Genomic DNA, 24,847 nt, shown 5'->3' on the forward strand with positions numbered 1-24,847 from the left:
CGGTTATGCCCAAACGCTGGATAGGAAACCACCCGTACCTCAGCATCGGTACGATTGCCGCGACAGGCCTCGCGCTGACAACCTGCTCCCCGAACGAAGACACCCTCTATTTCTCCGCCGATAAGTGCATTTCCTCAAAGATCAACCCTGAGGTTTGCCGGGTCGCAGCGGAAGATGCCAGACAGTCTCACCTCGCCACCGCACCGAGATATCGGAACATGGTCGCATGTGAGATGGAGTACGGTGCAAGAAATTGCTCGGTGCAAAAAGAAACGCCCCTCGTCAACAATTCTATCGGCAACAGCATTTTCACGCCGACACCGGTCGGATTTATCTTGCCTGCGGGTATCCAGAGCATCGAGGACTACGACAAATATCGCCGTAGACAGGAGGGGCGCCGTGATTCGGATTCCGGCTCCGCAATTTCAGTCTATAAAAAACGCAACGGCGACCTTGTTACACCTGATCCCAGCGCGAAAAATTCGGGCCAGGCGGACTTTACCAATGTGAAACCGCTAAACTCGAAGACGAACGTCACGGGCCGCAGCGGATTTGGCAGCGGATTCTTTTCCGGAGGGTGACATGCGGCGCATCTCGATCCCGCCGCGCCCGGATTGGCGTGAGAAGGCCAACGCGGTCGGGTTCTCGTTTCATGAAATGCATGGCGAACCATATTGGGTGGATGACGCAGCCTATTGCTTCGGAATCGAGGAGATTGAAGAGAGCATCGAAGCGCCAAGCCAGATGCTGCACGAAATGTGCCTGGATCTGGTCGCCGACATCGTAAAAAGCGAGGAAGCGCTGGAGCGCCTCGCTATTCCCCGCGACTACCATGATGTCATCAGCGCTTCGTGGGAACGGGGGGACCGCCACCTCTATGGCCGCTTTGATCTCGCATATGACGGCTCCGGTCACGCGAAATTACTCGAATATAACGCCGACACGCCCACCTCCGTTTTTGAAACGGCATATTTTCAGTACAATTGGCTTACAGATCAGATCGCTCTCGGAACGATCGCTGCGGAAACCGATCAGTTCAATTCGGTTCAGGAAAGCTTGGTCGAGGCGTTCGGGCAATTCTCGAATGACCGAATTTTTCATTTCGCGGCGGTTAGCGACAACCCGGAAGATTATGGCACCACGATCTATCTGATGGACTGCGCCATTCAGGCGGGCCACCGGGCTCAGTTCCTCGATATCAGCGAAATCGGCATCGATGCGAGCGGGCGTTATGCCGATCTGCAGAATCGCCTCATCGAACGCTGCTTCAAACTTTATCCCTGGGAATTCATGCTCCGGGAATCTTTTGCTGCGCAACTCCCCATGCAGAGCGCGATTTTTGTCGAACCCGCCTGGAAAGCTGTTTTATCGAACAAAGGTCTGTTGCCCATGCTTTGGCAGCGACATCCAAACCACCCGAATTTGCTGCCGAGCTTCTTCCCCGATGATCCTGATCTATACGAATTGCGGGATTATGTGGTGAAACCACTGCTGTCCCGCGAAGGAGAAAATGTCAGCCTGTTCCGCAACAGACGCGAGGTTTTGTCCGCACGGGGAAGTTATGGCGAAGAGGGCTATATCATCCAGGCCTATGCGCCATTGTTCAAGAGCGAGTTTGGTTACGCCGTGCTTGGAAGCTGGATCGTCGGCGACCGCGCCTGCGGACTTGGCATTCGCGAGGACGTGTCTCCCATAACCGCAAATCTCTCGCGTTATGTTCCTCACATCATTGAGGGATGATCTCGTGCTTTCGTGACGAGACGGCGTAGGCCCCGGGGCACGCCTTACAGACAGGAAAATTCGCCAGTTGGCCTGTAAGCCGGGTTCTGTATGGCCCCGGTTTGACCCGGAACGTGGCAGCCATTCATCTGGGACGGCATTTGCATGCCGCCTCTCGCAACCCACCCGGATGACGGGCCCGGAAACCGGCTGTAAACGGGCTTTCGCCCGTCCCATGTCATCCCTATTCGGTCTTGCTCCCGGTGGGGTTTACCTTGCCACCACTGTCACCAGCGGCGCGGTGGGCTCTTACCCCACCCTTTCACCCTTACCATGCAAAGCATGGCGGTTTGCTCTCTGTGGCACTTTCCCTGGGGTCGCCCCCGCCGGACGTTATCCGGCACCGTATTTCCGTGGAGCCCGGACTTTCCTCACCTTACCGTCTTTCGACATTGGTAAAGCGCGGCTGCCCAGCCAACTGGCATGGCGTCAATAACCATGTTCTTTGGCGAAAGCCACCGAAAAGCGCAACGAAAGATCAAAGAAATGCAGGCTTGAAATCCGTGGCATAGGCGTCATCGCTAATTTCTCCGTCCAGCAGCAGCTGGGCGCCCAACCGCCCGATCTCATCGGAACTCTTGGCCGCCGTACCGTTGCCGCCGGTTAGAACCGCGATGCGCGGCGAGGAGGTAAAGCCGATGGCGGGATAACCACCCGGTGTTTTGGACACCACGCAGGCGGCCATGGATATGCGCGACCGGTCTATGGAGGGAACCAGTGTCCCGATGATGGCCGAGAGGTGGTCACGGACGCTTTCGCGCCCACCGGAACGGAACCATGCGCGGATTTCGGGATCGCTGCCGACAGGTTTGTCATCGGGATCGCCGCCGATTTTCAGATAAAACCTGCCGTCGGGATAACGCACGGGCGGCAGAAGATAGATATGTTTCGTCACGTCGCGCGGGTCATAGATCAGCGACGGCATGCCCGCATATTGCCCCAGATCCTCCTCATCGATCTCGAAGAAGGCGACGGTGCGCGCATAGACATCGAGCGCGATCGGCTGCGGCAGCAGATCCTTCGTGATCGAAAAACCGCCCGCCGCAACCAGCACCCGGTCCGCGGTATAGACCGCGCCAGAAGCCGTCTCGACCCGAGCACGACCAGCCTCTTCCCGGCTGGAGACGACGATATCGTCGATAAGTGTGACACCGGCCTTTGCCGCCAGAATGCTTTGCGCCTTCACCAGCGCGCGCGGATTGACGTAGCCGGCATTGTCCTTTTCGAACACGCCCTCGCTGCCTGGCTCGAAGGAAAAATAGGGAAAGTCCCTTTTCAGGCTTTCGCCATCCATCAGCTCCGTGGAAACCCCAAGCCCGGCCGCAGCCTTGCGGATATTGTCGATCAAAGGATTGTCGCCGCCCCGTTCGGGACCGACGATCAGGCATCCGACAGGCGCGTAAAACTCCACGCCGCTCCTTGCCGCTATATCGGCGTAACGCGCAATCGAGCGGTTGGCGAGCAGGGCCCAATCCGCTTTGCTGTCGATAGTACGGGTAATACGCGCTTCATCGTAATGGCTGGCGAAAACGCCCTTATGCGATGTGATGTCGGCAGGTTCACCGGGACCGATAAGGGCGACGCCATCGGTCTGTTCCGCCAAATGGCGCGCGGCGGCGGCACCCATCATGCCACGACCCACGACGATATATTTGAAATGTCCCGACATGCCGTCCTCTTTGCCTCAACCCGCTTCATTCAGCCGCGACTTTGTAGCCGCTTCGCCGCTGAATGTCAGACAAAAACCGGCGACATTTCGGCGGCAAAATCAGTCTCGGTCAGCTGGCCTTCCAGAAGCAGCACCGCGCCCAACCGCCCGATCTCGTCCGACGACTTGGCGGACACGAAATTGCCGCCGGTCAGAACCGCAATATTGGAGGATTGCGTGTAGCCGATATAGGGATAGCCGCTGCGGGTGATGGAGGCGACGCAGGAACCCGACGTCACGGGGCAGCCCGCAAGTTCCGGCATCAGGGAGATCGCCCGCTTTTCCAGGAATTCGACTTCGCCAGGCGTGCCGTCCGAATGGAACCAGCCAACCGCATCAGTCAGCGTTTCAAGCCTGCCCTTTTCGCTCTCGCCGCCAATCTTCAGATAGACTTTGCCGTCGGGGTAACGCACAGGCGGCAGGATATAGACGATATCGTCCTCCGTCTCCGTCAATACAATGGTCGAGGGCATGGCGCCGAACAGGGCCTGTCTGGCCTCGTCGAGTTCGAAAAACACGATGGTGCGGCCCGTGGCCGCCATATCGACCGGCGACGGCAGAAGATCGGCCATGTTGGTGAAACCGCCGGCCGCCACGATGACCTTTTCAGCCGTGTGAACGGCCCCTTCCCGGGTCGAAACCTCCACACCATCTGAGGTATCGCGAATATGCGCCGCCGTCTCGCGCACCAGCCGCGCACCCTGCGCAACGGCAATTGCACACTGCGCCCTCACCAGCGCACGCGGATTGACGTGACCGGCATTGCGAGCCTCGAAATAACCGCTGTGGTCGGATGGCAGCGAAAACATCGGAAACCGGCGGGCCAGCACGTCAGTGCCGAGCGTTTCCACGCCGAGACCAAGACGGTCGGTCGAGGAAAGCGCCCTCGACACATAGTCTCCGGCAAGCCCCTTGCCGTTTCCGGTGAAAAGGCAGCCCGCTTCCGTGAAGAAACGAATGCCGCTTTTTGCCTCGATCTCCGCATAGCGCCGGATGGAGCGTTGCGCCAGTTCCGCCCAGACGGGATCTCCGTCGAAACCACGGGTGATGCGGGCTTCATCATAGTGGCTGGAAAACACGCCGGTATGGGTCCTGCGATCGGCGGGCTCGTCCGGTCCGATCAGCGCCACGCCATCCGTCTGCGCCGAAAGGTGCCGCGCTGCCGCAGCACCCATCATTCCGGCACCAACCAAGATATATTTGAAATCCGGCATGTCATGCTCCGCATCAGGTTTGCTCCTGACTACAGCATGCACGCACAAACCGGAATCGATTTCCGTGAAGCGGATTAAATGACCTTAGCTGGCGAGAAGCGCCTGGACCTTGCCGCAATAACGCTTGGACACCGGGTTCATACGGGTCGCGCCATGGCCGGCATTATAACGCAGGATCGTGCTGCAAACCTCGCCGCCACCAAGCTGATGGGCGGTCGCCAGATATTGCATGCCCCAGCGAATATTGGTCTCGGGATCGTAAAGGGCCTTGGTGGTGCCGCGAAAGCCCATCATGCGCGCCGTCGCCGGCTTGATCTGCATCAGCCCGACCTCGCCTGCGCTGCCGCGAGCCTTGGGGTTGAACTTGCTTTCCACCGAAACGACCGCATGCGCCAGATTGGTGGGAACGCCGTAGCGCTTGGCATATTTGACGATCAGATCGGAATAACCGCTCCTGAGCGCCGAAGGCAGGCTCTTTTCGGGAATGGGATAACCGGGCGAACGGAAGAAGGTCCCCAGCGTCACGGTTTTGGTCTTGACGTCCTCGTCTTTGGCAAAAGCAATCCCCGCCTGCGAAACGAGCATAGCAACGCCCGCTGCGACAGCAACAAAAACTCTGTTCATATGCTGAAATAGTCTCCAGATCGGATAACCGGAACAATGAAACGATACAAATGTCCAGCGCGCAGAAAGTCGATCGCGACCTTCCGCAGTCCAGTCTCCTTGATTGATATTGACGGTAAGTTCCCCTGAAGAACAGCACCGCATTCAGTGCCGCTCTTAAACTTCTTTAATGCGGATTAACTGTGGCACGACAAAAAAAGCGACTTGCACAGTCGCAAAACGGGGAACGCTTTTCCAGAAATCGTGGTCAGACGGCCGAAAATTTCGGAAGGCTGGAGATCAGCCGATGCAATGTGTCGATCGTGGAAAAATCCGCGATGCCATCCACCAGCGCCGGGCGGAAATGCCGCTGGAAGGCGGCAACGGCACCTTCCGTTTTTTCGCAATAAGCGCCTGTTATTTCAACGCCGTATCCGTAAAGGGAGAGCATGGACTGAAGCGCTTCCACCGGCTGGCCATAATCGCCGCGCTGGAAAAAGCGTCCGCCACGGATCGGCGCAGGCTCCACCCAGTGCCCGACACCGTTCTGCGACAGGATGTCCCACGGGAATTTTTCGCCCGGATCAACCTTGCGGATCGGCGCCACATCCGAATGCGCAAGCACCCTTTCAGGGGCGATAGACCAGCGCTGGCCGCAATCGCGACACAATTCGATGACGGCGGCCACCTGTTTTTCCGGAAATTCCGGCAGACCGCCGGGATGGCCCTGATTGGCGATTTCGATGCCGATGGAGCGGGAATTAATGTCCGCCTCCCCCGCCCAGGTGCTTTTGCCCGCGTGCCAGGCACGGCGGGTTTCCGGAACCAGTTGGATAACGCGCCCGTCCTCGAAGACGAAATAATGGCTCGATACCTGGCTTTCCGGATTGCAGAGCCACGAAAGCGCGCCGTCGGCCGTGGTCATGCCGGTATAATGCAGGAGAATGATATCGGGCCCGGCCACATCAAGCCTTTCGCCATGGTTGGGCGAAGGCGCAACGGTTGCGCGCCCGAAATCCGGGTTGAAATCCGGCAGAAATTCACTCATGCGACGCGGCGTTCTTTCTCGATGGCCGCATAGGCGGCATTGAGCGCCGCCATACGCTCATTCGCAGCGGCATGCAATTCCATGGGAACGCCGCGCGCAATCAACTTGTCCGGATGGTGTTCGGAGACCAACGACCGATAACGCCTGCGGATGTCGGAGAAATCGTCGGACGGCGAAACGCCGAGCACGCGGTAAGGATCGCGCCCGTCCATGTGAACGTGGCGCGCCATGATCGTTTCGAAGTGATCTTCGGTAATGTGGAAGATTTCCGCGATACGGCCAAGGAAGGCGAGTTCCCGCTCGTGGATCAGCCCATCGGCCTTGGCAATGTGGAACAGGCCGTCGATGACACTTTCCAGCATCTCGCAATTATCATGGCCGGAACCGCAAAGGCCGGCAAGACGCGAGGCATAGGCCTCGTATCCCGCAACGTCCTGGCGCGCGAGATTATAAAGGCGTGCAACGTTCTTGGCTTCTTCTTCCGGAAAATCGAAAATCTGCCGGAAGGCGCGCACTTCGGCATCGTTGACGACACCGTCGGCCTTCGCCATCTTGGCGGAAAGTGCGATGATGGCTACGGAGAAGGAAACCTTGCGGCGGGTCTCCGGATCTCCCTCGAACAGGGTGCGGATCGCTTCCACCACGCGCGAGAGCGCACCGCCTGCCGCGTCGCCGATCGCGCCGAGCAGTCGCTCCCACAGGGATGAAATATGCAGACAGGCGAAATCGAACATCATGCCGGCAGCATGACGGCATATGGTCGTGAATGCAATATGCCCGGCGCCCCTGCGTCATTAACTTTTATTCATCTTTGCGACAGTTTAGCTTCACGAACAAGGGAGTACGAAGCGCTGCGAATGCGGTTTTCCACAGGCGGCGCAAGCGGGAGCGAAAGCGAGGCCCGACGACAGAGGCCCACCGAACGGATTGAAACGATTATATTCCGATTCTTTCGTCAAGCTGCTGAAAAACCGCGAGAAATCGGCATTTTTCTTGATAAATTCACTTTACACCTACACGCAGCTGTCGCATCCATTTGCCAGACATGTCTTTGGGTATACGTGAAAAGGAGAGCCATGATGGCCAAACAAAAAGTCGCAATGCTGACCGCGGGTGGCCTTGCTCCCTGTCTCTCTTCGGCCGTCGGCGGCCTGATCGAGCGTTATAGCGACGTTGCGCCTGATATCGACATCGTGGCCTATCGCTCCGGCTATCAGGGCGTGCTTCTGGGCGACCGGATCGAGATCAGCAAGGACATGCGCGAAAAGGCCCATCTGCTGCATCGCTACGGCGGATCGCCGATCGGCAACAGCCGCGTCAAGCTCACCAATGCCGCCGATTGCGTCAAGCGCGGGCTGGTGAAGGAGGGTGAAAATCCGTTGCGCGTGGCCGCCGAACGGCTGGCTAGCGACGGCATCACCATTCTCCACACCATCGGCGGCGACGACACCAACACGACGGCCGCCGACCTTGCCGCCTATCTCGGCGCCAATGGTTACGACCTGACCGTCGTTGGCCTGCCGAAGACGGTGGATAACGACGTGGTGCCGATCCGGCAGTCGCTCGGCGCATGGACCGCAGCCGAAGTCGGTGCTTCCTTCTTCGACAATGTCAGCAACGAACAGAGTGCTGCGCCGAAGACCTTCGTCATCCATGAAGTCATGGGCCGCCATTGCGGCTGGCTGACGGCCGCGACCGCACGCGCCTACATCCAGAAGACCAACGGCAACGAATATGTCGAAGGCCTGATGATGAATACGCAGATGAAGAATATCGACGGCATCTACCTGCCGGAAATGGCCTTCGACATCGAGGCGGAGGCCGAGCGCCTGAAGACCATCATGGACAGACACGGCTACGTCACGCTGTTCGTTTCCGAAGGTGCAGGCCTTGATTCCATCGTTGCCGAGCGTGAAGCCTCCGGCGAAGCCGTCAAGCGCGACGCCTTCGGCCATGTGAAGATCGACACCATCAATGTCGGCGGTTGGTTCCAGAAGCAATTCGCCGGCCTCATCGGCGCAGAACGTTCCATGGTGCAGAAGTCAGGCTATTTCGCCCGCTCCGCCCCCGCCAATGGCGAGGACCTGCGCCTCATCCAGGGCATGGTCGATCTCGCCGTCGAAAGCGCGCTCAACAAGGTGTCGGGCGTCACCGGCCATGACGAGGATCAGAAGGGTAAATTGCGGACCATCGAGTTTCCGCGTATCAAGGGCGGAAAGCATTTCGACCTTTCTGCAAAATGGTTTACCGAAGTGATGGAACACGTCGGTCAACCGTTCACAGCGGCCTAATTTTACGATAGGCTAATTGGTGCGGTGACAGGGAGGGCAAGGAGGAAGAGAATGTCTGGACAGGCCTGGCTGGTTTTTTGTGCAGCATGTGCCATTGTGTTCGCACTCCCCTCTCCCCTTGTATTCTCTGTCGCTTCCTATGCCGGCATTCGTGGTAGAAAGACGGTCTTCGCTTCCGTCGGCGGTGGAGCCCTCGGCATCGTCACGGCCATGACGATTTCGGCCATTCCCGTGGCCGGTCTTGCTTATTTGCCGCAGTCCTTTGTGGAAATCATCCAATGGGCCGGCATCGGCTGGCTGATTCTTTTCCTGCTGTGGACCTTTGCGACACCCGCCGCCCAGGCGGCCAATGCCGATAACGACAATCTGCCGGGCAAATCATGGAGCGACATTTTCCGGGATTGTTACGCCGTTGCCGCGTTGCGCCCGCGCTATTTCACGTTCTTTCTGGCCCTTTTGCCGCAATTCGTTTCCGCCTCCGGCAACGCCGTCGAAACACTCGCCGCAGCGCAGGCTGCAATTCTGCTGCTGGCGCTTGCCGTTCTCTCCGCGCAGGCACTCTTTGCCGGCTCCACGCTGACGCTGGTGCGCCGCATGTCCGGCAACAAAAAAATCCGGCCGAAATACCGTACCCACTTCATCTCCGGCCGTGCCGTCAGCGCCGGATACAGGCGCATCGCGGCCTGAAAAACGCCTGAAAGCTGGGGGGCCACGTCCCGGCTTGCCGCTATCCTTACAATAGGTTAATGAAGGTTCGATGGGACACTGCCTGCTTTGCTCGACGCGGGGGTATCGAAAGACAGGCATAACGAAGGCGGCAGCATGCGAAATTCGGCAAAATTCCGCGGAAGAAGCGCACTTCTTCTGTCTTCCACCGTGGGCCTCGCTCTGGCATTGGCCGGATGCACCAGCGTCGAATATGCAGCAAAGGAAGGGCCGAACGGTCCGAAAATCGTGGCAGTCAACCACACCGCAAAGCCGGAAACGGCTGAAGCTGTGGCGGACGCAGCCGCACCGACGGCACAGGCCACTGACGTGGCAACTTCTTCCCAGCCCCCATCGCTTCCAACCGTCACCGCCACCAAGGGCGGTCGTATGGCTCTGCCGCCGGCTTCTGAAATCGCAGCGGCAGCGGCAATCCCCGCCCATATGCAATCGCAGCAACAACAGACCGAGGTGGCGCAGGCTCCCGTGACGACGACCGCGCCGACAACGGCTGCCGCGCTCGCACCCCATGCCGCAACGCCGGCAGCCGCCGCGATCGAAACTGCGAGTGCCACGACAAAACCGGCCGCCGCCGATCTGCCGCAGGTTGTTGCTGTCAAGGGCAGCTTCCCGCCCGCGCCGCCGCCGCCCGGCACGCCGTCGCTCGGCACCGAACTGACGGCGGAACGGAAAGTCATTCCCCTGCCAAAGCCGGACAGCACGGTTCTCGCTTATGCTTCCGGCCCGACCAATGCCGCCCTTGCCGCCATCCGCCAAAACGAAACGGTGACGGCGCCGCTCACTCGCGCGCCGGCCGGACGCGAAAAGCTGAGCGGGCTGATTTCGAAATACGCCACCATGTATGATGTGCCGGAGGATCTGGTGCACCGCGTGGTACAGCGTGAAAGCATGTACAATCCCGGTGCCTATCACAGCGGCAACTTCGGCCTGATGCAGATCAGGCACGCCACGGCCCGCTCCATGGGCTTCGATGGCCCGGCATCCGGTCTGTTCGATGCCGAAACCAACCTCAAATACGCCGTCAAATATCTGCGCGGCGCATGGCTCGTGGCCGATAGCAACCGGGACAACGCAGTCCGGCTTTATGCACGCGGCTATTATTACGACGCCAAGCGCAAGGGCATGCTGCACGTTCTGCGGAAGTGATCGCCTAAGAGCCCCACGGGTTCAGAAAGCACCTGAACTTACGACGAAGGTGAAAAGCTCTCCACCGTCATGCCGGACTTGATCCGGCATCCAGCCACGGCGCGTCTGCGCCGTGAAAGGAGTCTCTCGCGATCAAGGACTTGATCGCGCTGGACCCCGGATCTAGTCCGGGGTGACGGAATGCGGTGACTGCACCAAATAGATCGGCACCCGCCACCCCTGTCATCAAACTGTAGCGTCATGACTGTAGACGCCTCTCAATCGAGTGAGAGGTGAACATATGACGAGTGCGGCACCCAAGACCGGCTTCGGCAAGAACACGAAACTGAAGTCCGCATTGCTTCAGCACAAGGCACTCTCGAAAAGCGGTTTTTCCGAACGGTTCTTCGGGGTTCTTTTTTCCGGTCTGGTTTATCCGCAAATCTGGGAAGACCCGGAAATCGACATGGAAGCGATGGAGCTTGGCGAAGGCCACCGCATCGTCACCATCGGCTCGGGCGGCTGCAACATGCTGGCCTATCTCTCCCGCAACCCGGCAAGCATCGATGTCGTGGATTTGAACCCGCATCACATCGCCCTCAACAAGCTGAAGCTTGCCGCGTTCCACCACCTTCCTGCCCATCAGGACGTCGTACGACAGTTCGGCCGCGCCAATACGCGTAGCAACAGCCATGGCTACGACCTTTTCATCGCCGACCACCTCGACGCCACGACCAAGGCCTACTGGTCGAAGCGCACCCTTTCCGGTCGCCGTCGTATCTCGGTATTCGACAGGAACATCTATCGCACCGGACTGCTCGGCCGTTTCATCGGCGCCGGTCACCTGATGGCCCGCCTGCACGGCGTCAAGCTCACGGAAATGGCCAATAGCCGCACGCTCGACGAACAGCGCCAGTTTTTCGACAGCAAGGTCGCGCCGTTGTTTGACAAGCCGGTGGTGCGCTGGCTTACGAAGCGGAAAAGCTCGCTGTTCGGCCTCGGTATTCCGCCCCGGCAATATGACGAGCTGGCAAGCCTTTCCAACGACGGCACGGTTGCCTCCGTGCTTAAGGAGCGGCTGGAAAAGCTCGCCTGCAATTTCCCGCTCAGCGACAATTATTTCGCCTGGCAGGCCTTCGCGCGCCGTTATCCCGAGCCGCATGAGGGCGCCCTGCCCGCTTATCTCAAGCCGGAATATTACGAGACGATCCGCAACAATACCGCCCGTGTTGCCGTGCATCACGCCACCTATACCGAGCTTCTCTCCAAGAAGCCGGCAGGCGCCGTCGACCGCTATATCCTCCTCGACGCGCAGGACTGGATGACGGACGTGCAGCTCAACGAATTGTGGTCGCAGATCAGCCGCACCGCCGCTTCCGGCGCCCGTGTCATCTTCCGTACCGCCGCCGAAAAGAGTGTGATCGAAGGCCGGCTCTCGACCGATATCCGCAACCAGTGGATCTATCTGGAGGAGCGCTCCAGCGAGCTTAACGCCCTGGACCGTTCGGCCATCTATGGCGGTTTCCATATCTATCAGAGGGCTATGGCATGAAGACCATCGGCGAAAACGTAGGCCTTGCGGATGCCGCGCATGCGAGCCTGATGGACCGCATGTATCGCCACCAGCGGCACATCTACGATATCACCCGCAAATATTACCTTTTGGGCCGCGACAGAACCATTTCCAGCCTCGATGTGCCCAAAGGCGGCACGCTGCTTGAAGTCGGCTGCGGCACCGGCCGCAACCTCTTGCTGGCCAGCCGGAAATTTCCGGAAGCAAGACTATTCGGCCTCGACATCTCCGCCGAGATGCTGCTGACCGCATCCGAGAATTTTACCGGCAAGGCGCAACGCCCCATTCTGCGCGTCGCCGACGCCACCGCTTTCCGCGCTTCCGAATTCGGCCAGTCCGACGGTTTCGACCGCGTCATGATCCCCTATGCGCTATCGATGATACCGGATTGGGAAAAGGCCATCGAACAGGCGCTGGCGGCCCTGAAGCCCGGCGGCTCCCTGCATATTGTCGATTTCGGCCAGCAGGAACAATTGCCGAAGTGGTTCCGCGCGCTGTTGCAGGCATGGCTTACCCGTTTTCACGTCACGCCCCGCACCAATCTCCGCTACGTTCTGGCCAACATGGCAGGCCGCTTTGACGGCAATCTCGAATTCGAGGAGATCGCCCGGGGTTACGCCTGGCGGGCCGTCATCACGCTGCCGGTCGCCGAAGTGCAGCCGAACGTCAAGCGCATCCTGGCCGACGCCTGATTCTCGATGACACAGCGCCCTGCCCCCTGCGAAAGCCGGCAGGCGCTGCCAACCACGATTCTTGCCTTCCCAGCCAAAGGCCACCCGGGCATTTTTCGCGCCGAAAAAACCGAAAATCGCTTCCTTTGCAGCCGTTTGCGAGGCTGAAGAGGGCTGCCACCCCTTGCCATAACCGCTTGTTTACCATGTTATGGGTAAATCGGGAGATGCGGCGCGCCGTTTTACGGCCGCGGGGTGGGCAACAATAATCATTAGGGTTCCAATGCGGCTGCGTTTATCGGCACTTTTGTCGGCTTTGCTGTTGATCGGCGGCTGCACGTCCACGAGTTACGACCTGCTTGAAACCGCGTCTGTTTCCAAGCCGAAATTCTCCGATACCGACCCGCAGGATTTCGGCACGAACAACCCGCATCGCCATGAGGTCCACGGCATCGACGTCTCCAAATGGAATGGCGATGTCGACTGGCGGACCGTGCGCAAATCCGGCGTCTCCTTCGTCTTCATCAAGGCGACGGAAGGGTCTGACCGCATCGATCCGAAATTCGGCGACCATTGGCGCAGTGCGGCGGCGGCGGATATTCTGCACGCGCCCTATCATTTCTATTATTTCTGCTCGACGGCGGACGCTCAGGCTGACTGGTTCATCAACAACGTGCCGAAAGAAGCCGTCACCCTGCCGCCGGTTCTCGACGTGGAGTGGAACCCCTCCTCCCCCACCTGCAAGACGCGCCCGGCACCGGGCGTGGTTCGCGCCGAGATGCAGCGTTTCCTCGACCGCCTCGAGGCCCATTACGGCAAGCGCCCGATCATCTACACCTCGGTCGATTTCCACCGCGACAATCTCGTCGGCCAGTTCAAGAATTACCATTTCTGGGTGCGCTCCGTCGCCGCGCATCCCGCCAAGATCTACGAAGACCGGCAATGGGCCTTCTGGCAATATACAGCGACCGGCGTCGTGCCCGGCGTCAATGGTCCGACCGACATCAATGTCTTCGCCGGCAGCGAGAAAAACTGGCGGAAATGGATCGCTTCCGCCAAATAAAACGGCGAAGAAGCAACACATTCGAAAAATCGGCGTTCTTCCGCACCGGCAGATCGCTCGATCCGTTTTTTTGTCGCAAACATAGGGGTAAAGCGGGCTAACAACCTATTGAGGAAATTCCCATGCCCACGTTTCGGTCGCGCAGCATCGTTTTTGCCGCCGCTTTGTCGCTTCTCTCCACCGGCTCCGCCCTTGCCACGCCGCCAGTAGCCTCGCCTGACGACCCCAAGCAGGTTGCCTGCGGTGGCGATCTCGGCGCATTTCTCGAGGGCGTGAAGGCAGAGGCCGTTGCCAAGGGCGTTCCGGCTGCTGCCATCGAAAAGGCGCTAGCCGGCGCGCAGATCGACCCGAAAGTGCTTTCGCGTGATCGTGCACAGGGCGTCTTCCGCCAGACCTTCCTGGAGTTCTCCCAGCGCACCGTCAGCCAGGCCCGTCTCGATATCGGCCGCAAGAAGCTTCAGGAACTGTCATCGACCTTTGCCCGCGCCGAAAACGAATTCGGCGTACCGGCCGGCATCATCGCCGCCTTCTGGGCCATGGAGACCGATTTCGGCGCCGTTCAGGGCGATTTCAATACGCGCAACGCGCTCGTCACCCTCTCGCATGATTGCCGCCGCCCGGAACTTTTCCGTCCGCAATTGCTGGCGCTCATCGAAATGGTCCAGCACGGCGATCTCGATCCCGCAGCCAACACGGGCGCATGGGCCGGTGAAATCGGCCAGGTGCAGATGCTGCCCAAGGACATCATCGCCTTCGGCGTCGACGGTGATGGCGATGGCCATATCAACGTCAAGAACAGCGCGCCGGATGCAATCCTGACGGCAGCGAAGTTCATCCAGCACCTCGGCTTCAAGAAGGGCGAACCCTGGATTCAGGAAGTCTCCGTACCGGAAAACCTGCCCTGGGAAAAATCCGGCCTCGGCGGCTCGCTGACCGCCGGCGACTGGTTCGCGCTTGGCGTGGCTCCGCGCGACGGCAACAAAAATTTCGCGTCCCTACCCGCAGCCCTCATCATGCCGCAGGGCCGCAAGGGACCGACATTCATCACCTATCCCAACTTCAACATCTATCTGGAATGGAACCAGTCGTTCATCTACACAACCTCGGCTGCCTATTTTGCCACCCGCCTGATGGGTTCGCCGGTCTACAACAAGGGCAATCCGGAACCGGGCTTCGATGACGCGACGATGAAGGAACTTCAGACCAAACTCGAAGCGCACGGACACAATGTCGGCAAGGTGGATGGCATTCTCGGCTCCGGCACCCGCATCGCCATCCAGAAGGAACAGCAGCGCCTCGGAATACCGGCGGACGGCTGGCCTTCCCAGGGACTTCTCCAGGCGCTTTAACCAGTCTTAACGGCACCTTCCGGCCTTTAATCTATCCGCCGGATTCAAGGCATAGTCTGTTAATCTCGACCGGATGACTGGGGATAACACCCCGGTCATTTACTTTTTTTAAACACATGAAGCACTGCGTGATAGAAAAATAATCTTTTCTTTTCAAGTAATTACAGAAGTTGCTTTTCTAAACAGCACCAGACCATGCTGCACCGCGTCACAAAAACCGCTTTTCAACTGCCACAAAACGGTCATATTATCGAACCTGTCAACAACAGGAGGCACCCATGGGACTTACAAAATCTCTCAATGCCTTGGCAGTCGGTTTGGCGTTTTTGTTCGTAGCGATGATGCTTTTCATCTGACACGACGTGAAGACCAAACGCAGATAAGAACCGTAGATGACACAAGTTTGAAAAGCGCAGGTCCTGTCGGGCCTGCGCTTTTTTCATGTCGGAAATGGAATATCTGAAATCAGGCGGCGCTGCGGCGCAGGCGCTCCAGCCCGAGGTTTTCAAGCACCGCATCGACCAGCGGTGCGCGGTTCATGGTATAGAGGTGGAACTCGTTGATACCGCGCCGCTGCAAGTCCGCAATCTGCTCGGCGGCAACTTCCGCAGCGACACGGGCGCGCCCTTCCAGGTCGTCGTCATAACCCGCAAAACGCTCATCCAGAAAACCGGGCACGCTGGTGCCGCAGCGCCCGGCAAAACGCTTGAGCTGGGTGAGGTTCTGGATCGGCATGATGCCAGGAACCACCGGAATGGTGATGCCGGCCGCCGTGACCCGGTCCATATACCGCTCGAACACGTCGTTATCGAAGAAGAACTGTGTCAGCGCACGCGTCGCGCCATTGTCCGCCTTGCGCTTCAGCATATCGATATCGACCGCGTCGCTGGCGCTTTCGGGATGCTTTTCGGGATAGGCCGAAACGGAAACCTCGAAATCGCCGATCTCGCGAAGCCCCTTCACCAATGCCGCAGCATTCTCGTATCCTTGCGGATGCGGCCTGTAGTCGGTGCCGATACCGGTCGAGGGATCGCCGCGCAGCGCCACAAAATGGCGAACGCCCGCATTGCGAAACTCTTCGACGACCTGATGCACGTCGTCACGGCTGGCGTCCACGCAGGTCAGATGCGCGGCGGTCGCCAGATGGCTGTCACCGATCATCCGGCGCACCGCATCCAGCGTTGGCGCTTTGGTGGATCCACCAGCGCCATAGGTGACGGAAACGAAATCAGGATTCCATTTTTTCAGCTCGGCAACCGTTTCCCAGAGGTGGGTTTCCATCTCGGGATTTTTGGGCGGAAAAAATTCGAAAGACAACCGGATATCGCCCTCTCGGCGCGCGGTTTCCGACCTCAACATATCATGCCCTCCCGGCAGCGAGTAAAACGGCCTCTTGCACCACATCGTCTGCCATCAGCAGCCGCTGGTCGCGGGCAACCCATATCGTGACGTCAAGAGATTCATCGGACGCCCGTTCAGAATGAAGATCGACGGCACGGTCCAGAGCGAGGCCTGCCTTTTTCAGCCACTCTTCCATCAGCGGATGCGAAAAGCCGAGCCGGATATGCGCATGCTCGTCACGAAGATGTTCGAAGGAATGCGGCGCAAGGTCGATGACGATCAACCGGCCACCAGGACGCAGCATGCGCGCGGCTTCGGAAAGCGCGATCTCCGGCTGGTCGAGAAAATGCAGAACCTGATGGATGACGATCAGATCGAAATCCTGGCCCTCCAGCGGCAGGTTGAGAATATCGCCATGACGAACGGATGCATTGACGACGCCCGCCTTGTCGAGATTGGCACGCGCCACCGACAACATGTCGCGGCTGGCATCGACCCCGATCGCCCGGCGATAGATGCCGCTCAGAAGCTGCAGGATACGGCCGGTGCCCGTGCCGAGATCGAGAAGCGAATCGATCCGAGTGGTTCCCACCAGCTTCAGCAGCGCACCTTCCACGGCCTCGTCGCTGACATGCAGGCGGCGCAATTCGTCCCAGGCCGAAGCATTGCGGCTGAAATAATCCTGCGCCCGCTCCGCCCGCACCCGCTTGACGGTGGTGAGCCGCTCGCTGTCGCGCTGGAGAACGGCGTCGGAAGGCGATGCGGCACCAAGCAGCTGCCTGATGACAACGGCGGGCTCGCCATCCTGCCGCAGGCGAAAATAGGCCCAGGCGCCTTCCTGATAACGCTCGATCAAGCCCTCTTCCGTCAAAAGCTTGAGATGACGGGAAATGCGGGGCTGCGACTGGCCGAGAATTTCGGTAAGATCGGTGACGGTCAGATCACCGGCAGCCAGAAGCGCCAGCAGCCGAAAGCGCGTCGGCTCGCCAGCCGCCTTCAAGAGATCCACCAATTTGTCCAAACCGAACGCCACGTCTGCCGCACCTCGCAAGCTAATCAAGATATAAAGATATCTTTATGTCGATGTGGCGTTGGATGCAAGCGCAATTTGCCGCGCCCTTCCCTTCGTCAGCATTTATTGCACGAGAAAAGGCCCGCTTTTGGGGCGGGCCTTTTTGAAGGAATGCGGAAAAGGCTCAGCGCGTCAGGCGCTTGTAGCTGACACGGCCGGGCTTGATGCTTTCCGGGCCGAGGCGGCGGACCTTGTCCTTTTCATAGTCTTCGAAGTTGCCTTCGAACCATTCCACATGGCTGTCGCCCTCGAAAGCGAGGATGTGTGTGGCCAGACGGTCGAGGAACATGCGATCGTGGCTGATGATAACGGCGCAGCCGGCGAAAGCTTCAAGCGCCTCTTCGAGCGCTCCCAGCGTTTCCGTGTCAAGGTCGTTGGTCGGTTCGTCGAGCAGCAGAACGTTGCCACCCGCCTTCAGCATCTTGGCAAGGTGCACGCGGTTACGCTGGCCACCCGAGAGGTTGCCGACCTTCTGCTGCTGATCGCCGCCCTTGAAGTTGAAAGCGCCGCAGTAAGCGCGGGAGTTCGTTTCGAACTTGCCGAGCTTGATGATGTCGTTGCCGCCGGAGATTTCCTCCCAGACGGTTTTATCACCCGCCAGCGTGTCACGGCTCTGGTCGACGTAACCGAGGTGCACGGTCTCGCCAACGGTAACCGAACCGCTATCGGGCTGTTCCTGACCGGTGATCATGCGAAACAGGGTGGTCTTACCCGCGCCGTTAGGGCCGATGACCCCAACGATGCCGCCCGGAGGCAGCTTGAAGGTGAGGTTTTCGATCAGAACGCGATCGCCGTAGGACTTGGTGAGGTTTTCTGCCTCGATAACAACGCGGCCCAGACGCTCGGCGACGGGGATGACGATCTGCGCATCGCCGGGACGGCGATTTTCAGCCGCTTCCACCAGCTCGTCATAAGCGCGGATACGCGCCTTGGACTTCGTCTGGCGAGCCTTGGGGCTGGAAGCGATCCATTCCTGTTCGCGGCTGATCGCCTTCTGGCGCGAGGCGTCTTCGCGGGATTCCTGCTGCATGCGCTTGGCTTTTGCCTGCAGATAGGCCGAATAGTTGCCTTCGTAAGGAATGCCACGGCCACGGTCGAGTTCGAGAATCCAGCCGGTGACGTTGTCAAGGAAGTAGCGATCGTGGGTGATCATCATCACGGCGCCGGGATAGTCGCGCAAGTGCTTTTCGAGCCAGGCGATGGTTTCGGCGTCAAGATGGTTGGTCGGTTCGTCGAGCAACAGCAGGTCGGGCTGCGAAAGCAGCAGCTTGCAAAGCGCCACACGGCGACGCTCACCACCCGAAAGGCCGCCCACGGCGGAGTCGCCGGGCGGGCACCGCAGGGCGTCCATGGCCATTTCGACCTGATTTTCCAGATCCCAGAGGTTCTGGCTGTCGATAATGTCCTGAAGCTTTGAGCCCTCATCCGCCGTTTCGTCGGAATAGTTCATCATCAATTCATTGTAGCGGTCGACGATGGCCGTCTTGCTCGCCACACCTTCCATGACGTTTTCCATCACGGTCTTGTTTTCGTCGAGCTTCGGCTCCTGCTCGAGATAACCAAGCGTCGCGCCCTCGGCGAGCCAGGCCTCGCCGGTATATTCCTTGTCGAGACCGGCCATGATCTTCAAGACGGTGGACTTACCGGCGCCGTTCGGGCCGAGGATACCGATCTTGGCGTCGGGATAGAAGGAGAGATGGACGTTCTCCAAAACCTTCTTCGCGCCATAGGACTTGTTCAGCCCGGCCATGTGATAGATGAATTGACGTGCCATTGTAGCGAATGCTCCACATCGGATTTTAAAGAGTACGTATCGGGAAATTTGCCGCTATGTAGGGTAAATAGGACCTTGGGGCAACCTCTGGCACGATTATGACCCCATGATTATGACAAGGGACACCATGGCGGAGACAGGCGCAATCATGAATGAGACGACGGACGACTTGACGTTCAGCCGGTTCGAGAGGCTCGAGGCCCCGTCCGGCGCATCCATCGCCTTTCGCCACCAGCCCTCCGCCCTTTCCCCGGCGCGCGGCGTGCTGATGATCTGCCACGGCCTGGTGGAACACACCGGCCGTTACCGCCGTTTTGCCGACGTCATGGCAAAGCAGGGTTTCGAGGTCTACGCCCACGATCATCGCGGCCACGGCCGCACGAAGGCGACGGATGCGCCGATCGGCCGCTTCGCCTGGAAGGACGGCGCGGAAAAGGTCGTCGCCGACGTCATGGCGATGCGCCGGATGGTCGGCGAAAGACATCCCGGCCTGCCGGTCATCCTGTTCGGCCATTCCATGGGCGGCCTCGTGGCGCTCAACACCGCCGTCAGCCATCCCGACGCCTTCGATGGCCTGTCCATCTGGAATTCCAACCTCAATCCCGGTGTCATGGGCCGCGTTGCGCAGGTCGTTCTGCGCCTTGAAAAAATGCTGAAAGGCTCTGATGTGCCGAGCGCCATCCTGCCGAAAGCGACCTTCCGTGTCTGGAACGCCAGGATGCCGGAAAAGCGCACCCATGCGGACTGGCTGAGCCACGACAAGGCAGCGGTCGACGCCTATGTGGAAGATCCGCTCTGCCAGTTCGAGGCCAGCGTCTCCCTGTGGCAGGATGTTTTCGAACTATCCTATCGCGCGCCGAAGCTGATCGAACGCCTGCCGAAGGCGCTGCCGCTTCTTCTCGTCAGCGGCGATCAGGACGCCGCCACCAATGATGGCAAGGAGATCGTCTGGCTTGCCGAGCGCTTTCGTGAAGCCGGTTTCAGCCATGTCGAACACACGATCTATCGGGGCATGCGGCACGAAACCCTGAACGAAATCGGCTGGCAGGCCGTGGCTGCGGATTTCGCCGCCTGGTGCGGCCGCGTCGTCGGCGACTGACGGGCCTTTGCCGAAACGGAATAAGTCCATGAGATAAAATCACATGCGGCCATGCGGGGAGACGTCTATAACCGGCAAGCAGAAAACACCGGGGGACAGATGACCGAAATGCCGAACAGGAAACCGCCGCTCTCCGGCATTCGCGTCATTGAACTGGCGCGTGTTCTGGCCGGTCCCTGGGCGGGACAGATGCTGGCCGATATGGGCGCGGATGTCATCAAGGTCGAAAATCCAGACGGCGGCGACGATACCCGCACATGGGGACCGCCCTTCGTTGAAAGCGCCGATGGCGAAAACCTCTCCGCCGCCTATTACCACGCCACCAATCGCGGCAAACGCTCCATCGTCGCCGATCTCAAGACGGAGGAAGGCTGCGCGCTGGTGCGGCGTCTCGTGCGCACCGCCGATGTCGTCATCGAGAATTTCAAGCGCGGTGGGCTAGCCAAATACGGCCTCGATTATGAGAGCCTGAAGGTTCTCAATCCGAAGCTGATCTATTGCTCCATCACCGGCTTCGGCCAGACCGGGCCCTATGCCGATTTCGCCGGATACGACTATATCGTGCAGGGCATGTCCGGTTTCATGTCCATCACCGGCGAACCGGACGGCCAGCCGATGAAGGCGGGTGTTGCGGTTGCCGATATCTTCACCGGCATCTATTCCGTCACCGCCATTCAGGCCGCACTGATCCACGCCATGCGATCAGGCGAAGGCCAGCAGATCGATATGGCGCTTCTCGATGTGCAATCGGCCGTGCTCGCCAACCAGAATATGAATTACCTGATTTCCGGCAAGGCCCCCGTCAGGCTCGGCAATGCCCATCCGAATATCTCGCCCTACGAAGTGATGCCGACAGAGGATGGTTTCCTCATCCTGGCCGTCGGCAATGACGGCCAGTTCCGCCGTCTCTGCAAGATCCTCGGAATCGAGGCGACCGCCGATGACGAACGTTTCGCCACCAACAAAGCGCGTGTGGCGCACAAGGCCGAGGTGCGGCGGATCGTTTCCACCGAAACGCTGAAATGGCAAAAACGCGATCTCCTGACCGCCTGCGAACAGAATGCCGTGCCGGCCGGGCCGATCAATTCCATCGAAGATATGTTCGCCGATCCGCAAATTCAGGCGCGGGCCTTACGCGTCGATCTTGAAGCGGCAGACGGCACCGTCATTCCGGGCGTCCGCACTCCCATCGTGCTGTCGCAAACCCCGCTGCATTACGAACGCCCCAGTCCGAAACTCGGCGAGCATCAAGCGCAAGTGCTGGCCGAACTGGAAACCATCGAAAGGACCACGACGCCATGAAAGCAACCGGAATGAAAAGAACCGGCGGAGAACTGATCGTCGAAGCGCTGAAAGCCAATGGCGTCTCCCGCGTTTCCTGCGTTCCGGGCGAAAGCTATCTGGCCGTGCTAGATGCGCTTTATGAAAGCGGCATCGAAACCGTGGTCTGCCGCCAGGAAGGTGGCGCCGCCATGATGGCCGACACCTGGGGCCGGCTGACCGGGCAACCCGGCATCTGCATGGTGACGCGCGGACCGGGCGCGACCAACGCCTCGGCTGGGCTGCATATCGCAAGACAGGATTCCATTCCGATGATCCTGTTCATCGGCCAGGTTCAGCGCGACGCCCGCGAGCGCGAAGCGTTTCAGGAGGTGGAATACCGCCGCGCCTTCACCGAATTCGCCAAATGGGTGGGCGAGATCGACGACGCGCGCCGCATTCCCGAATTCGTCACCCGCGCCTTCGCCGTCGCCACCTCCGGCCGCCCCGGCCCGGTGGTCCTGACGCTTCCCGAAGACATGCTGGTGGAAGAGGTCGAAGCGCCAGAGGCAAAACCCTATACCCCGGTCGAGGCACATCCCGGCCCGTCGCAGATCACGGCTTTCTCCAAAATGCTGGGCGAAGCGAAGCGCCCCGTCTTCATCATCGGCGGCACGCGCTGGTCGGAGCAAAGCGTCGCAGGCTTCAAGGCATTTGCGGAAAAGAACAAACTACCCGTCGGCTGCTCCTTCCGCCGCCAGATGCTGTTCGATCATTTGAGCCCATCTTACGCGGGCGATGTCGGCATCGGCATCAACCCGGCACTGACGAAGGAGATCAAAGAAGCGGACCTCGTGGTGCTGCTCGGCGGGCGTCTTTCCGAAATGTCCTCCTCCGGCTACACGCTGCTCGACATTCCCTATCCGTCGCAGAAACTCGTCCACATCTATCCGGAAGCCGAAGAGCTTGGCCGCGTCTACCGTCCCGATCTCGCAATCTGCGCGTCACCGGATGATTTCGTCGCCGCTCTTTCCTCCGTCACGCTTTCCGCCAGCCCCGTTTGGACGGAGCGCACCGCCGCCATGCACGCGGCTTACCTCACCTGGTCCACACCGCCGCAAACCGGCCCAGGCGCGGTGCAGATGGGTCCGATCATGGACTGGATCGAAGCAAATGTGCCCGATGATGCGATTTTCACCAATGGCGCGGGCAACTACGCCACATGGGTGCACCGCTTCCACCGCTTCCGCCGCTTCAACACGCAATCGGCACCGACTTCCGGCTCGATGGGTTACGGCCTGCCGGCGGCTGTCGCCGCCAAGCACCTGTTTCCTGAGCGTGAGGTGATCTGCTTTGCCGGTGATGGCTGTTTCATGATGCATGGACAGGAATTCATCACCGCCGTGCGTTACGGTCTGCCGATCATCACGGTATTGGTCAATAACGGCACCTACGGCACCATCCGCATGCATCAGGAACGGGAATATCCCGGCCGCGTCAGCGCCACCGATCTCGTCAATCCCGATTTCGAAGCCTTTGCCAAGGCCTATGGCGGCCACGGCGAAACGGTGGAAAAAACCCAAGACTTCGCCGCCGCCTATGAGCGGGCGCGGGCAAGCGGCAAGCCCGCCATCATCGAGGTGAAGCTGGATGCCGAAGCAATTACCCCTACCCGCACGCTGACCCAGATCAGAAACCGGAGCTGATATTGCTCATGGACATGGCTCCGGCATGGTGTAAATCCTGACTAGAACATACAAGTTAGGAGACGACATGCCGGATGCAACCCTTCCCGTCATCACCCCGCGCGGCGCAAAGATCGAGCCCTCGGCCGGCGCACCTTTCGAGGCGGTGCGGGTGGCCCGCGATGTCCTGCACACGTCCCGTACGGCGGCGCTTGCGACCATCGATCCGCAAAGCGGCTATCCCTATACGACCGCCACCAATATCGGCATCGAGCCTGATGGTACCCCGTACTTTTTCGCGGCGGGCCTGACACTGCATGCCCGCAACATGGAGGCCGATCCGCGCATCTCATTGACACTCGCCCCCTTCGGCAAAGGCGACGCGCTGACGCTGCCCCGGCTGACACTGGTGGGCAAGGCGGAACTGATCGATCCGAATGACGTGTCTCTCGCTAGACAGCGCTACATCGACCGCTACGCCAAGGCGAAACTCTATCTCTCCCTTCCCGACACAAGGTTTTACCGCCTGCGGATGCAAGGCGTGCAGATCAATGGCGGCCCGGCCCGCAACGCAAGCAACATCACCCCGGCCGATCTGCGCACCGATCTGTCAGGCGCGGATGAACTGATGGCGGTGGTAGCGGATGAGGTGGCACGCCTCAACGCCATCAAGGGCGAGGCATCGCGACTGGCCGTTCTCGCCGGCACCAAAACCGGACGCTGGAAAGTCACCTCCATCGACCCTGATGGCATCGACCTCGCCTCGACCAACGATCTGGCGCGGCTGTGGTTCGAGGAACGGGTGACGACGTTGAAGCAGCTTGAGAAGGCGCTAGCCCAGCCGTTGAAGTGAAGGGTGCAAGCGATTCAAATCAAGGAGTATCACTTCTCCTTGTAATTTGTGGGCCGTGTCATCGCCCGCCGTCACCCCGGACCAGATCCGGGGTCCAGTGCGATCAAGTCCTTGATCGCGTAGGACTCTTTTCACGGTGCAGACGCGCCGTGGCTGGATGCCGGGTCAAGCCCGGCATGACGGAGAAGAATTTTTAAACCTCGCTCATAAAAAAGGCCGGGCTGCATTCCGCAACCCGGCCTTTTCTCACAAATCAACCGTTGCTCAGAGAGCAGCCGTCACGATGAACTCAACCTTGTAGTCCGGGGTCGCAAGTGCTGCTTCGCTGGTGGCGCGGGCCGGCGGGTTTGCCGGGTCGATCCAGCCTTCCCAGACGGCGTTCATTTCGCCGAAGGTGGACATGTCCGAGAGGTAGATGATCGTCTGCAGGATCTTCGACTTGTCGGAGCCGGCAGCGGCCAGCAGGCGGTCGACTTCAGCCAGCGCCGACTTGCTCTGATCGGTCACGGACACGCCCTCGCCAACCTGGCCGGCCAGATAAACGGTGTTGCCGTGAACGACAGCGCCGCTCATGCGCTTGCCCGGTTCGATACGCTTGATGGTCATGGAAAAC

At 59.6% G+C, this 24,847-nt stretch carries 22 protein-coding genes and 1 other RNA gene; 13 read left to right on the forward strand and 10 right to left on the reverse strand.

The features are described from left to right. Positions 1–5 precede the first annotated feature (5 nt). Positions 6–581 carry a DUF1190 domain-containing protein gene (locus QSK43_RS05705; RefSeq protein ID WP_332302600.1) on the forward strand — a complete coding sequence of 192 codons (576 nt, stop codon included), beginning with the start codon at positions 6–8 and terminating at the stop codon, positions 579–581. A gap of 1 nt (position 582) precedes the next feature. Continuing rightward, a complete protein-coding gene (locus QSK43_RS05710; RefSeq protein WP_332302601.1) occupies positions 583–1,740 on the forward strand; it encodes a glutathionylspermidine synthase family protein in 1,158 nt (385 codons plus the stop codon). A gap of 59 nt (positions 1,741–1,799) precedes the next feature. Here QSK43_RS05710 and rnpB read toward each other — a convergent pair. The 6 genes from rnpB to QSK43_RS05740 all read right to left on the reverse strand — a co-directional run bounded on the left by rnpB (position 1,800) and on the right by QSK43_RS05740 (position 7,089). Further along, positions 1,800–2,201: RNase P RNA component class A (rnpB, locus tag QSK43_RS05715), an RNA gene on the reverse strand. 56 nt (positions 2,202–2,257) lie between these two features. After that, a complete protein-coding gene (locus QSK43_RS05720; RefSeq protein WP_332302602.1) occupies positions 2,258–3,448 on the reverse strand; it encodes an NAD(P)/FAD-dependent oxidoreductase in 1,191 nt (396 codons plus the stop codon). A 65-nt stretch (positions 3,449–3,513) separates the two neighbouring features. Beyond that, entirely contained in the window at positions 3,514–4,701 is a 1,188-nt protein-coding gene (locus QSK43_RS05725) for an NAD(P)/FAD-dependent oxidoreductase (protein ID WP_332302603.1), read from the reverse strand. 84 nt (positions 4,702–4,785) lie between these two features. Then, positions 4,786–5,325 (reverse strand): lytic transglycosylase domain-containing protein, encoded by a 540-nt coding sequence (locus QSK43_RS05730; protein ID WP_045023674.1) that lies wholly within the window; start codon positions 5,323–5,325, stop codon positions 4,786–4,788. Between the two features lie 247 nt (positions 5,326–5,572). Then, positions 5,573–6,352 (reverse strand): N-acetylmuramoyl-L-alanine amidase, encoded by a 780-nt coding sequence (locus tag QSK43_RS05735; RefSeq protein ID WP_332302604.1) that lies wholly within the window; start codon positions 6,350–6,352, stop codon positions 5,573–5,575. Continuing rightward, on the reverse strand, positions 6,349–7,089 hold the full coding sequence (locus QSK43_RS05740) for a DnaJ family molecular chaperone (protein WP_332302605.1): 741 nt from the start codon (positions 7,087–7,089) through the stop codon (positions 6,349–6,351). Before QSK43_RS05740 ends, QSK43_RS05735 begins: the two co-directional genes overlap by 4 nt. Before the next feature lie 342 nt (positions 7,090–7,431). On the opposite strand from QSK43_RS05740, the gene QSK43_RS05745 reads away from it, so the two are divergent. The 7 genes from QSK43_RS05745 to QSK43_RS05775 all read left to right on the forward strand — a co-directional run bounded on the left by QSK43_RS05745 (position 7,432) and on the right by QSK43_RS05775 (position 15,150). Next, on the forward strand, positions 7,432–8,643 hold the full coding sequence (locus QSK43_RS05745; RefSeq protein ID WP_045023894.1) for a pyrophosphate--fructose-6-phosphate 1-phosphotransferase: 1,212 nt from the start codon (positions 7,432–7,434) through the stop codon (positions 8,641–8,643). 51 nt (positions 8,644–8,694) lie between these two features. Beyond that, positions 8,695–9,330 (forward strand): LysE family translocator, encoded by a 636-nt coding sequence (locus QSK43_RS05750; RefSeq protein WP_045023668.1) that lies wholly within the window; start codon positions 8,695–8,697, stop codon positions 9,328–9,330. A 135-nt stretch (positions 9,331–9,465) separates the two neighbouring features. Beyond that, positions 9,466–10,515 (forward strand): lytic transglycosylase domain-containing protein, encoded by a 1,050-nt coding sequence (locus tag QSK43_RS05755; RefSeq protein ID WP_332302606.1) that lies wholly within the window; start codon positions 9,466–9,468, stop codon positions 10,513–10,515. A 280-nt stretch (positions 10,516–10,795) separates the two neighbouring features. Further along, a complete protein-coding gene (locus QSK43_RS05760) occupies positions 10,796–12,046 on the forward strand; it encodes a DUF3419 family protein (RefSeq protein ID WP_332302607.1) in 1,251 nt (416 codons plus the stop codon). Further along, positions 12,043–12,759 carry a class I SAM-dependent methyltransferase gene (locus QSK43_RS05765; RefSeq protein WP_332302608.1) on the forward strand — a complete coding sequence of 239 codons (717 nt, stop codon included), beginning with the start codon at positions 12,043–12,045 and terminating at the stop codon, positions 12,757–12,759. The genes QSK43_RS05760 and QSK43_RS05765 overlap by 4 nt, the downstream gene beginning before the upstream one ends. Positions 12,760–13,021: 262 nt before the next feature. Then, on the forward strand, positions 13,022–13,801 hold the full coding sequence (locus QSK43_RS05770; RefSeq protein ID WP_332302609.1) for a glycoside hydrolase family 25 protein: 780 nt from the start codon (positions 13,022–13,024) through the stop codon (positions 13,799–13,801). Between the two features lie 122 nt (positions 13,802–13,923). Continuing rightward, complete coding sequence (locus tag QSK43_RS05775) at positions 13,924–15,150, forward strand: lytic murein transglycosylase (RefSeq protein WP_332302610.1); 1,227 nt, start codon at positions 13,924–13,926, stop codon at positions 15,148–15,150. Between the two features lie 465 nt (positions 15,151–15,615). On the opposite strand, the gene metF is transcribed toward QSK43_RS05775, so the two are convergent. The 3 genes from metF to ettA all read right to left on the reverse strand — a co-directional run bounded on the left by metF (position 15,616) and on the right by ettA (position 19,337). Beyond that, on the reverse strand, positions 15,616–16,509 hold the full coding sequence (gene metF, locus QSK43_RS05780) for a methylenetetrahydrofolate reductase [NAD(P)H] (protein ID WP_045018864.1): 894 nt from the start codon (positions 16,507–16,509) through the stop codon (positions 15,616–15,618). A 1-nt stretch (position 16,510) separates the two neighbouring features. Beyond that, positions 16,511–17,524: an ArsR/SmtB family transcription factor gene (locus tag QSK43_RS05785; protein WP_332302611.1), complete on the reverse strand. Its 1,014-nt coding sequence runs from the start codon at positions 17,522–17,524 to the stop codon at positions 16,511–16,513. A 163-nt stretch (positions 17,525–17,687) separates the two neighbouring features. After that, positions 17,688–19,337: an energy-dependent translational throttle protein EttA gene (gene ettA, locus QSK43_RS05790; RefSeq protein ID WP_332302612.1), complete on the reverse strand. Its 1,650-nt coding sequence runs from the start codon at positions 19,335–19,337 to the stop codon at positions 17,688–17,690. 127 nt (positions 19,338–19,464) lie between these two features. Here ettA and QSK43_RS05795 point away from each other — a divergent pair, with 127 nt between their 5' ends. The 4 genes from QSK43_RS05795 to QSK43_RS05810 all read left to right on the forward strand — a co-directional run bounded on the left by QSK43_RS05795 (position 19,465) and on the right by QSK43_RS05810 (position 24,234). Further along, positions 19,465–20,436, forward strand: coding sequence for an alpha/beta fold hydrolase (locus QSK43_RS05795; RefSeq protein ID WP_442967785.1), 972 nt, complete (start codon positions 19,465–19,467; stop codon positions 20,434–20,436). A 99-nt stretch (positions 20,437–20,535) separates the two neighbouring features. Continuing rightward, on the forward strand, positions 20,536–21,738 hold the full coding sequence (locus QSK43_RS05800; RefSeq protein ID WP_332302614.1) for a CaiB/BaiF CoA transferase family protein: 1,203 nt from the start codon (positions 20,536–20,538) through the stop codon (positions 21,736–21,738). Then, positions 21,735–23,402 (forward strand): thiamine pyrophosphate-binding protein, encoded by a 1,668-nt coding sequence (locus tag QSK43_RS05805; RefSeq protein WP_332302615.1) that lies wholly within the window; start codon positions 21,735–21,737, stop codon positions 23,400–23,402. Before QSK43_RS05800 ends, QSK43_RS05805 begins: the two co-directional genes overlap by 4 nt. A 67-nt stretch (positions 23,403–23,469) precedes the next feature. Continuing rightward, positions 23,470–24,234, forward strand: coding sequence for a HugZ family pyridoxamine 5'-phosphate oxidase (locus QSK43_RS05810; RefSeq protein ID WP_332302616.1), 765 nt, complete (start codon positions 23,470–23,472; stop codon positions 24,232–24,234). Positions 24,235–24,498: 264 nt separating this feature from the next. Here QSK43_RS05810 and QSK43_RS05815 read toward each other — a convergent pair whose 3' ends face one another. Beyond that, positions 24,499–24,840, reverse strand: a complete 342-nt coding sequence (locus QSK43_RS05815) for a RidA family protein (protein WP_045016806.1) — start codon at positions 24,838–24,840, stop codon at positions 24,499–24,501. Between the last annotated feature and the right edge of the window lie 7 nt (positions 24,841–24,847).

Source organism: Rhizobium sp. GR12 (assembly GCF_036596185.1).
GTDB lineage: Bacteria > Pseudomonadota > Alphaproteobacteria > Rhizobiales > Rhizobiaceae > Agrobacterium > Agrobacterium nepotum.

What these genes read in the sequence shown, in the direction of transcription:
- QSK43_RS05770 (WP_332302609.1), top strand. Translation starts at nt 13,022, where the DNA reads ATGCGGCTGCGTTTATCGGCACTTTTGTCGGCTTTGCTGTTGATCGGC.
- QSK43_RS05760 (WP_332302607.1), top strand. Translation starts at nt 10,796, where the DNA reads ATGACGAGTGCGGCACCCAAGACCGGCTTCGGCAAGAACACGAAACTG.
- QSK43_RS05810 (WP_332302616.1), top strand. Translation starts at nt 23,470, where the DNA reads ATGCCGGATGCAACCCTTCCCGTCATCACCCCGCGCGGCGCAAAGATC.
- QSK43_RS05815 (WP_045016806.1), bottom strand. Translation starts at nt 24,840, where the DNA reads ATGACCATCAAGCGTATCGAACCGGGCAAGCGCATGAGCGGCGCTGTC.
- QSK43_RS05765 (WP_332302608.1), top strand. Translation starts at nt 12,043, where the DNA reads ATGAAGACCATCGGCGAAAACGTAGGCCTTGCGGATGCCGCGCATGCG.
- QSK43_RS05775 (WP_332302610.1), top strand. Translation starts at nt 13,924, where the DNA reads ATGCCCACGTTTCGGTCGCGCAGCATCGTTTTTGCCGCCGCTTTGTCG.
- ettA (WP_332302612.1), bottom strand. Translation starts at nt 19,337, where the DNA reads ATGGCACGTCAATTCATCTATCACATGGCCGGGCTGAACAAGTCCTAT.
- QSK43_RS05720 (WP_332302602.1), bottom strand. Translation starts at nt 3,448, where the DNA reads ATGTCGGGACATTTCAAATATATCGTCGTGGGTCGTGGCATGATGGGT.
- QSK43_RS05795 (WP_442967785.1), top strand. Translation starts at nt 19,465, where the DNA reads ATGGCGGAGACAGGCGCAATCATGAATGAGACGACGGACGACTTGACG.
- QSK43_RS05735 (WP_332302604.1), bottom strand. Translation starts at nt 6,352, where the DNA reads ATGAGTGAATTTCTGCCGGATTTCAACCCGGATTTCGGGCGCGCAACC.
- QSK43_RS05755 (WP_332302606.1), top strand. Translation starts at nt 9,466, where the DNA reads ATGCGAAATTCGGCAAAATTCCGCGGAAGAAGCGCACTTCTTCTGTCT.
- QSK43_RS05745 (WP_045023894.1), top strand. Translation starts at nt 7,432, where the DNA reads ATGGCCAAACAAAAAGTCGCAATGCTGACCGCGGGTGGCCTTGCTCCC.
- QSK43_RS05725 (WP_332302603.1), bottom strand. Translation starts at nt 4,701, where the DNA reads ATGCCGGATTTCAAATATATCTTGGTTGGTGCCGGAATGATGGGTGCT.
- QSK43_RS05730 (WP_045023674.1), bottom strand. Translation starts at nt 5,325, where the DNA reads ATGAACAGAGTTTTTGTTGCTGTCGCAGCGGGCGTTGCTATGCTCGTT.
- QSK43_RS05750 (WP_045023668.1), top strand. Translation starts at nt 8,695, where the DNA reads ATGTCTGGACAGGCCTGGCTGGTTTTTTGTGCAGCATGTGCCATTGTG.
- QSK43_RS05805 (WP_332302615.1), top strand. Translation starts at nt 21,735, where the DNA reads ATGAAAGCAACCGGAATGAAAAGAACCGGCGGAGAACTGATCGTCGAA.
- metF (WP_045018864.1), bottom strand. Translation starts at nt 16,509, where the DNA reads ATGTTGAGGTCGGAAACCGCGCGCCGAGAGGGCGATATCCGGTTGTCT.
- QSK43_RS05705 (WP_332302600.1), top strand. Translation starts at nt 6, where the DNA reads ATGCCCAAACGCTGGATAGGAAACCACCCGTACCTCAGCATCGGTACG.
- QSK43_RS05710 (WP_332302601.1), top strand. Translation starts at nt 583, where the DNA reads ATGCGGCGCATCTCGATCCCGCCGCGCCCGGATTGGCGTGAGAAGGCC.
- QSK43_RS05740 (WP_332302605.1), bottom strand. Translation starts at nt 7,089, where the DNA reads ATGATGTTCGATTTCGCCTGTCTGCATATTTCATCCCTGTGGGAGCGA.
- QSK43_RS05800 (WP_332302614.1), top strand. Translation starts at nt 20,536, where the DNA reads ATGACCGAAATGCCGAACAGGAAACCGCCGCTCTCCGGCATTCGCGTC.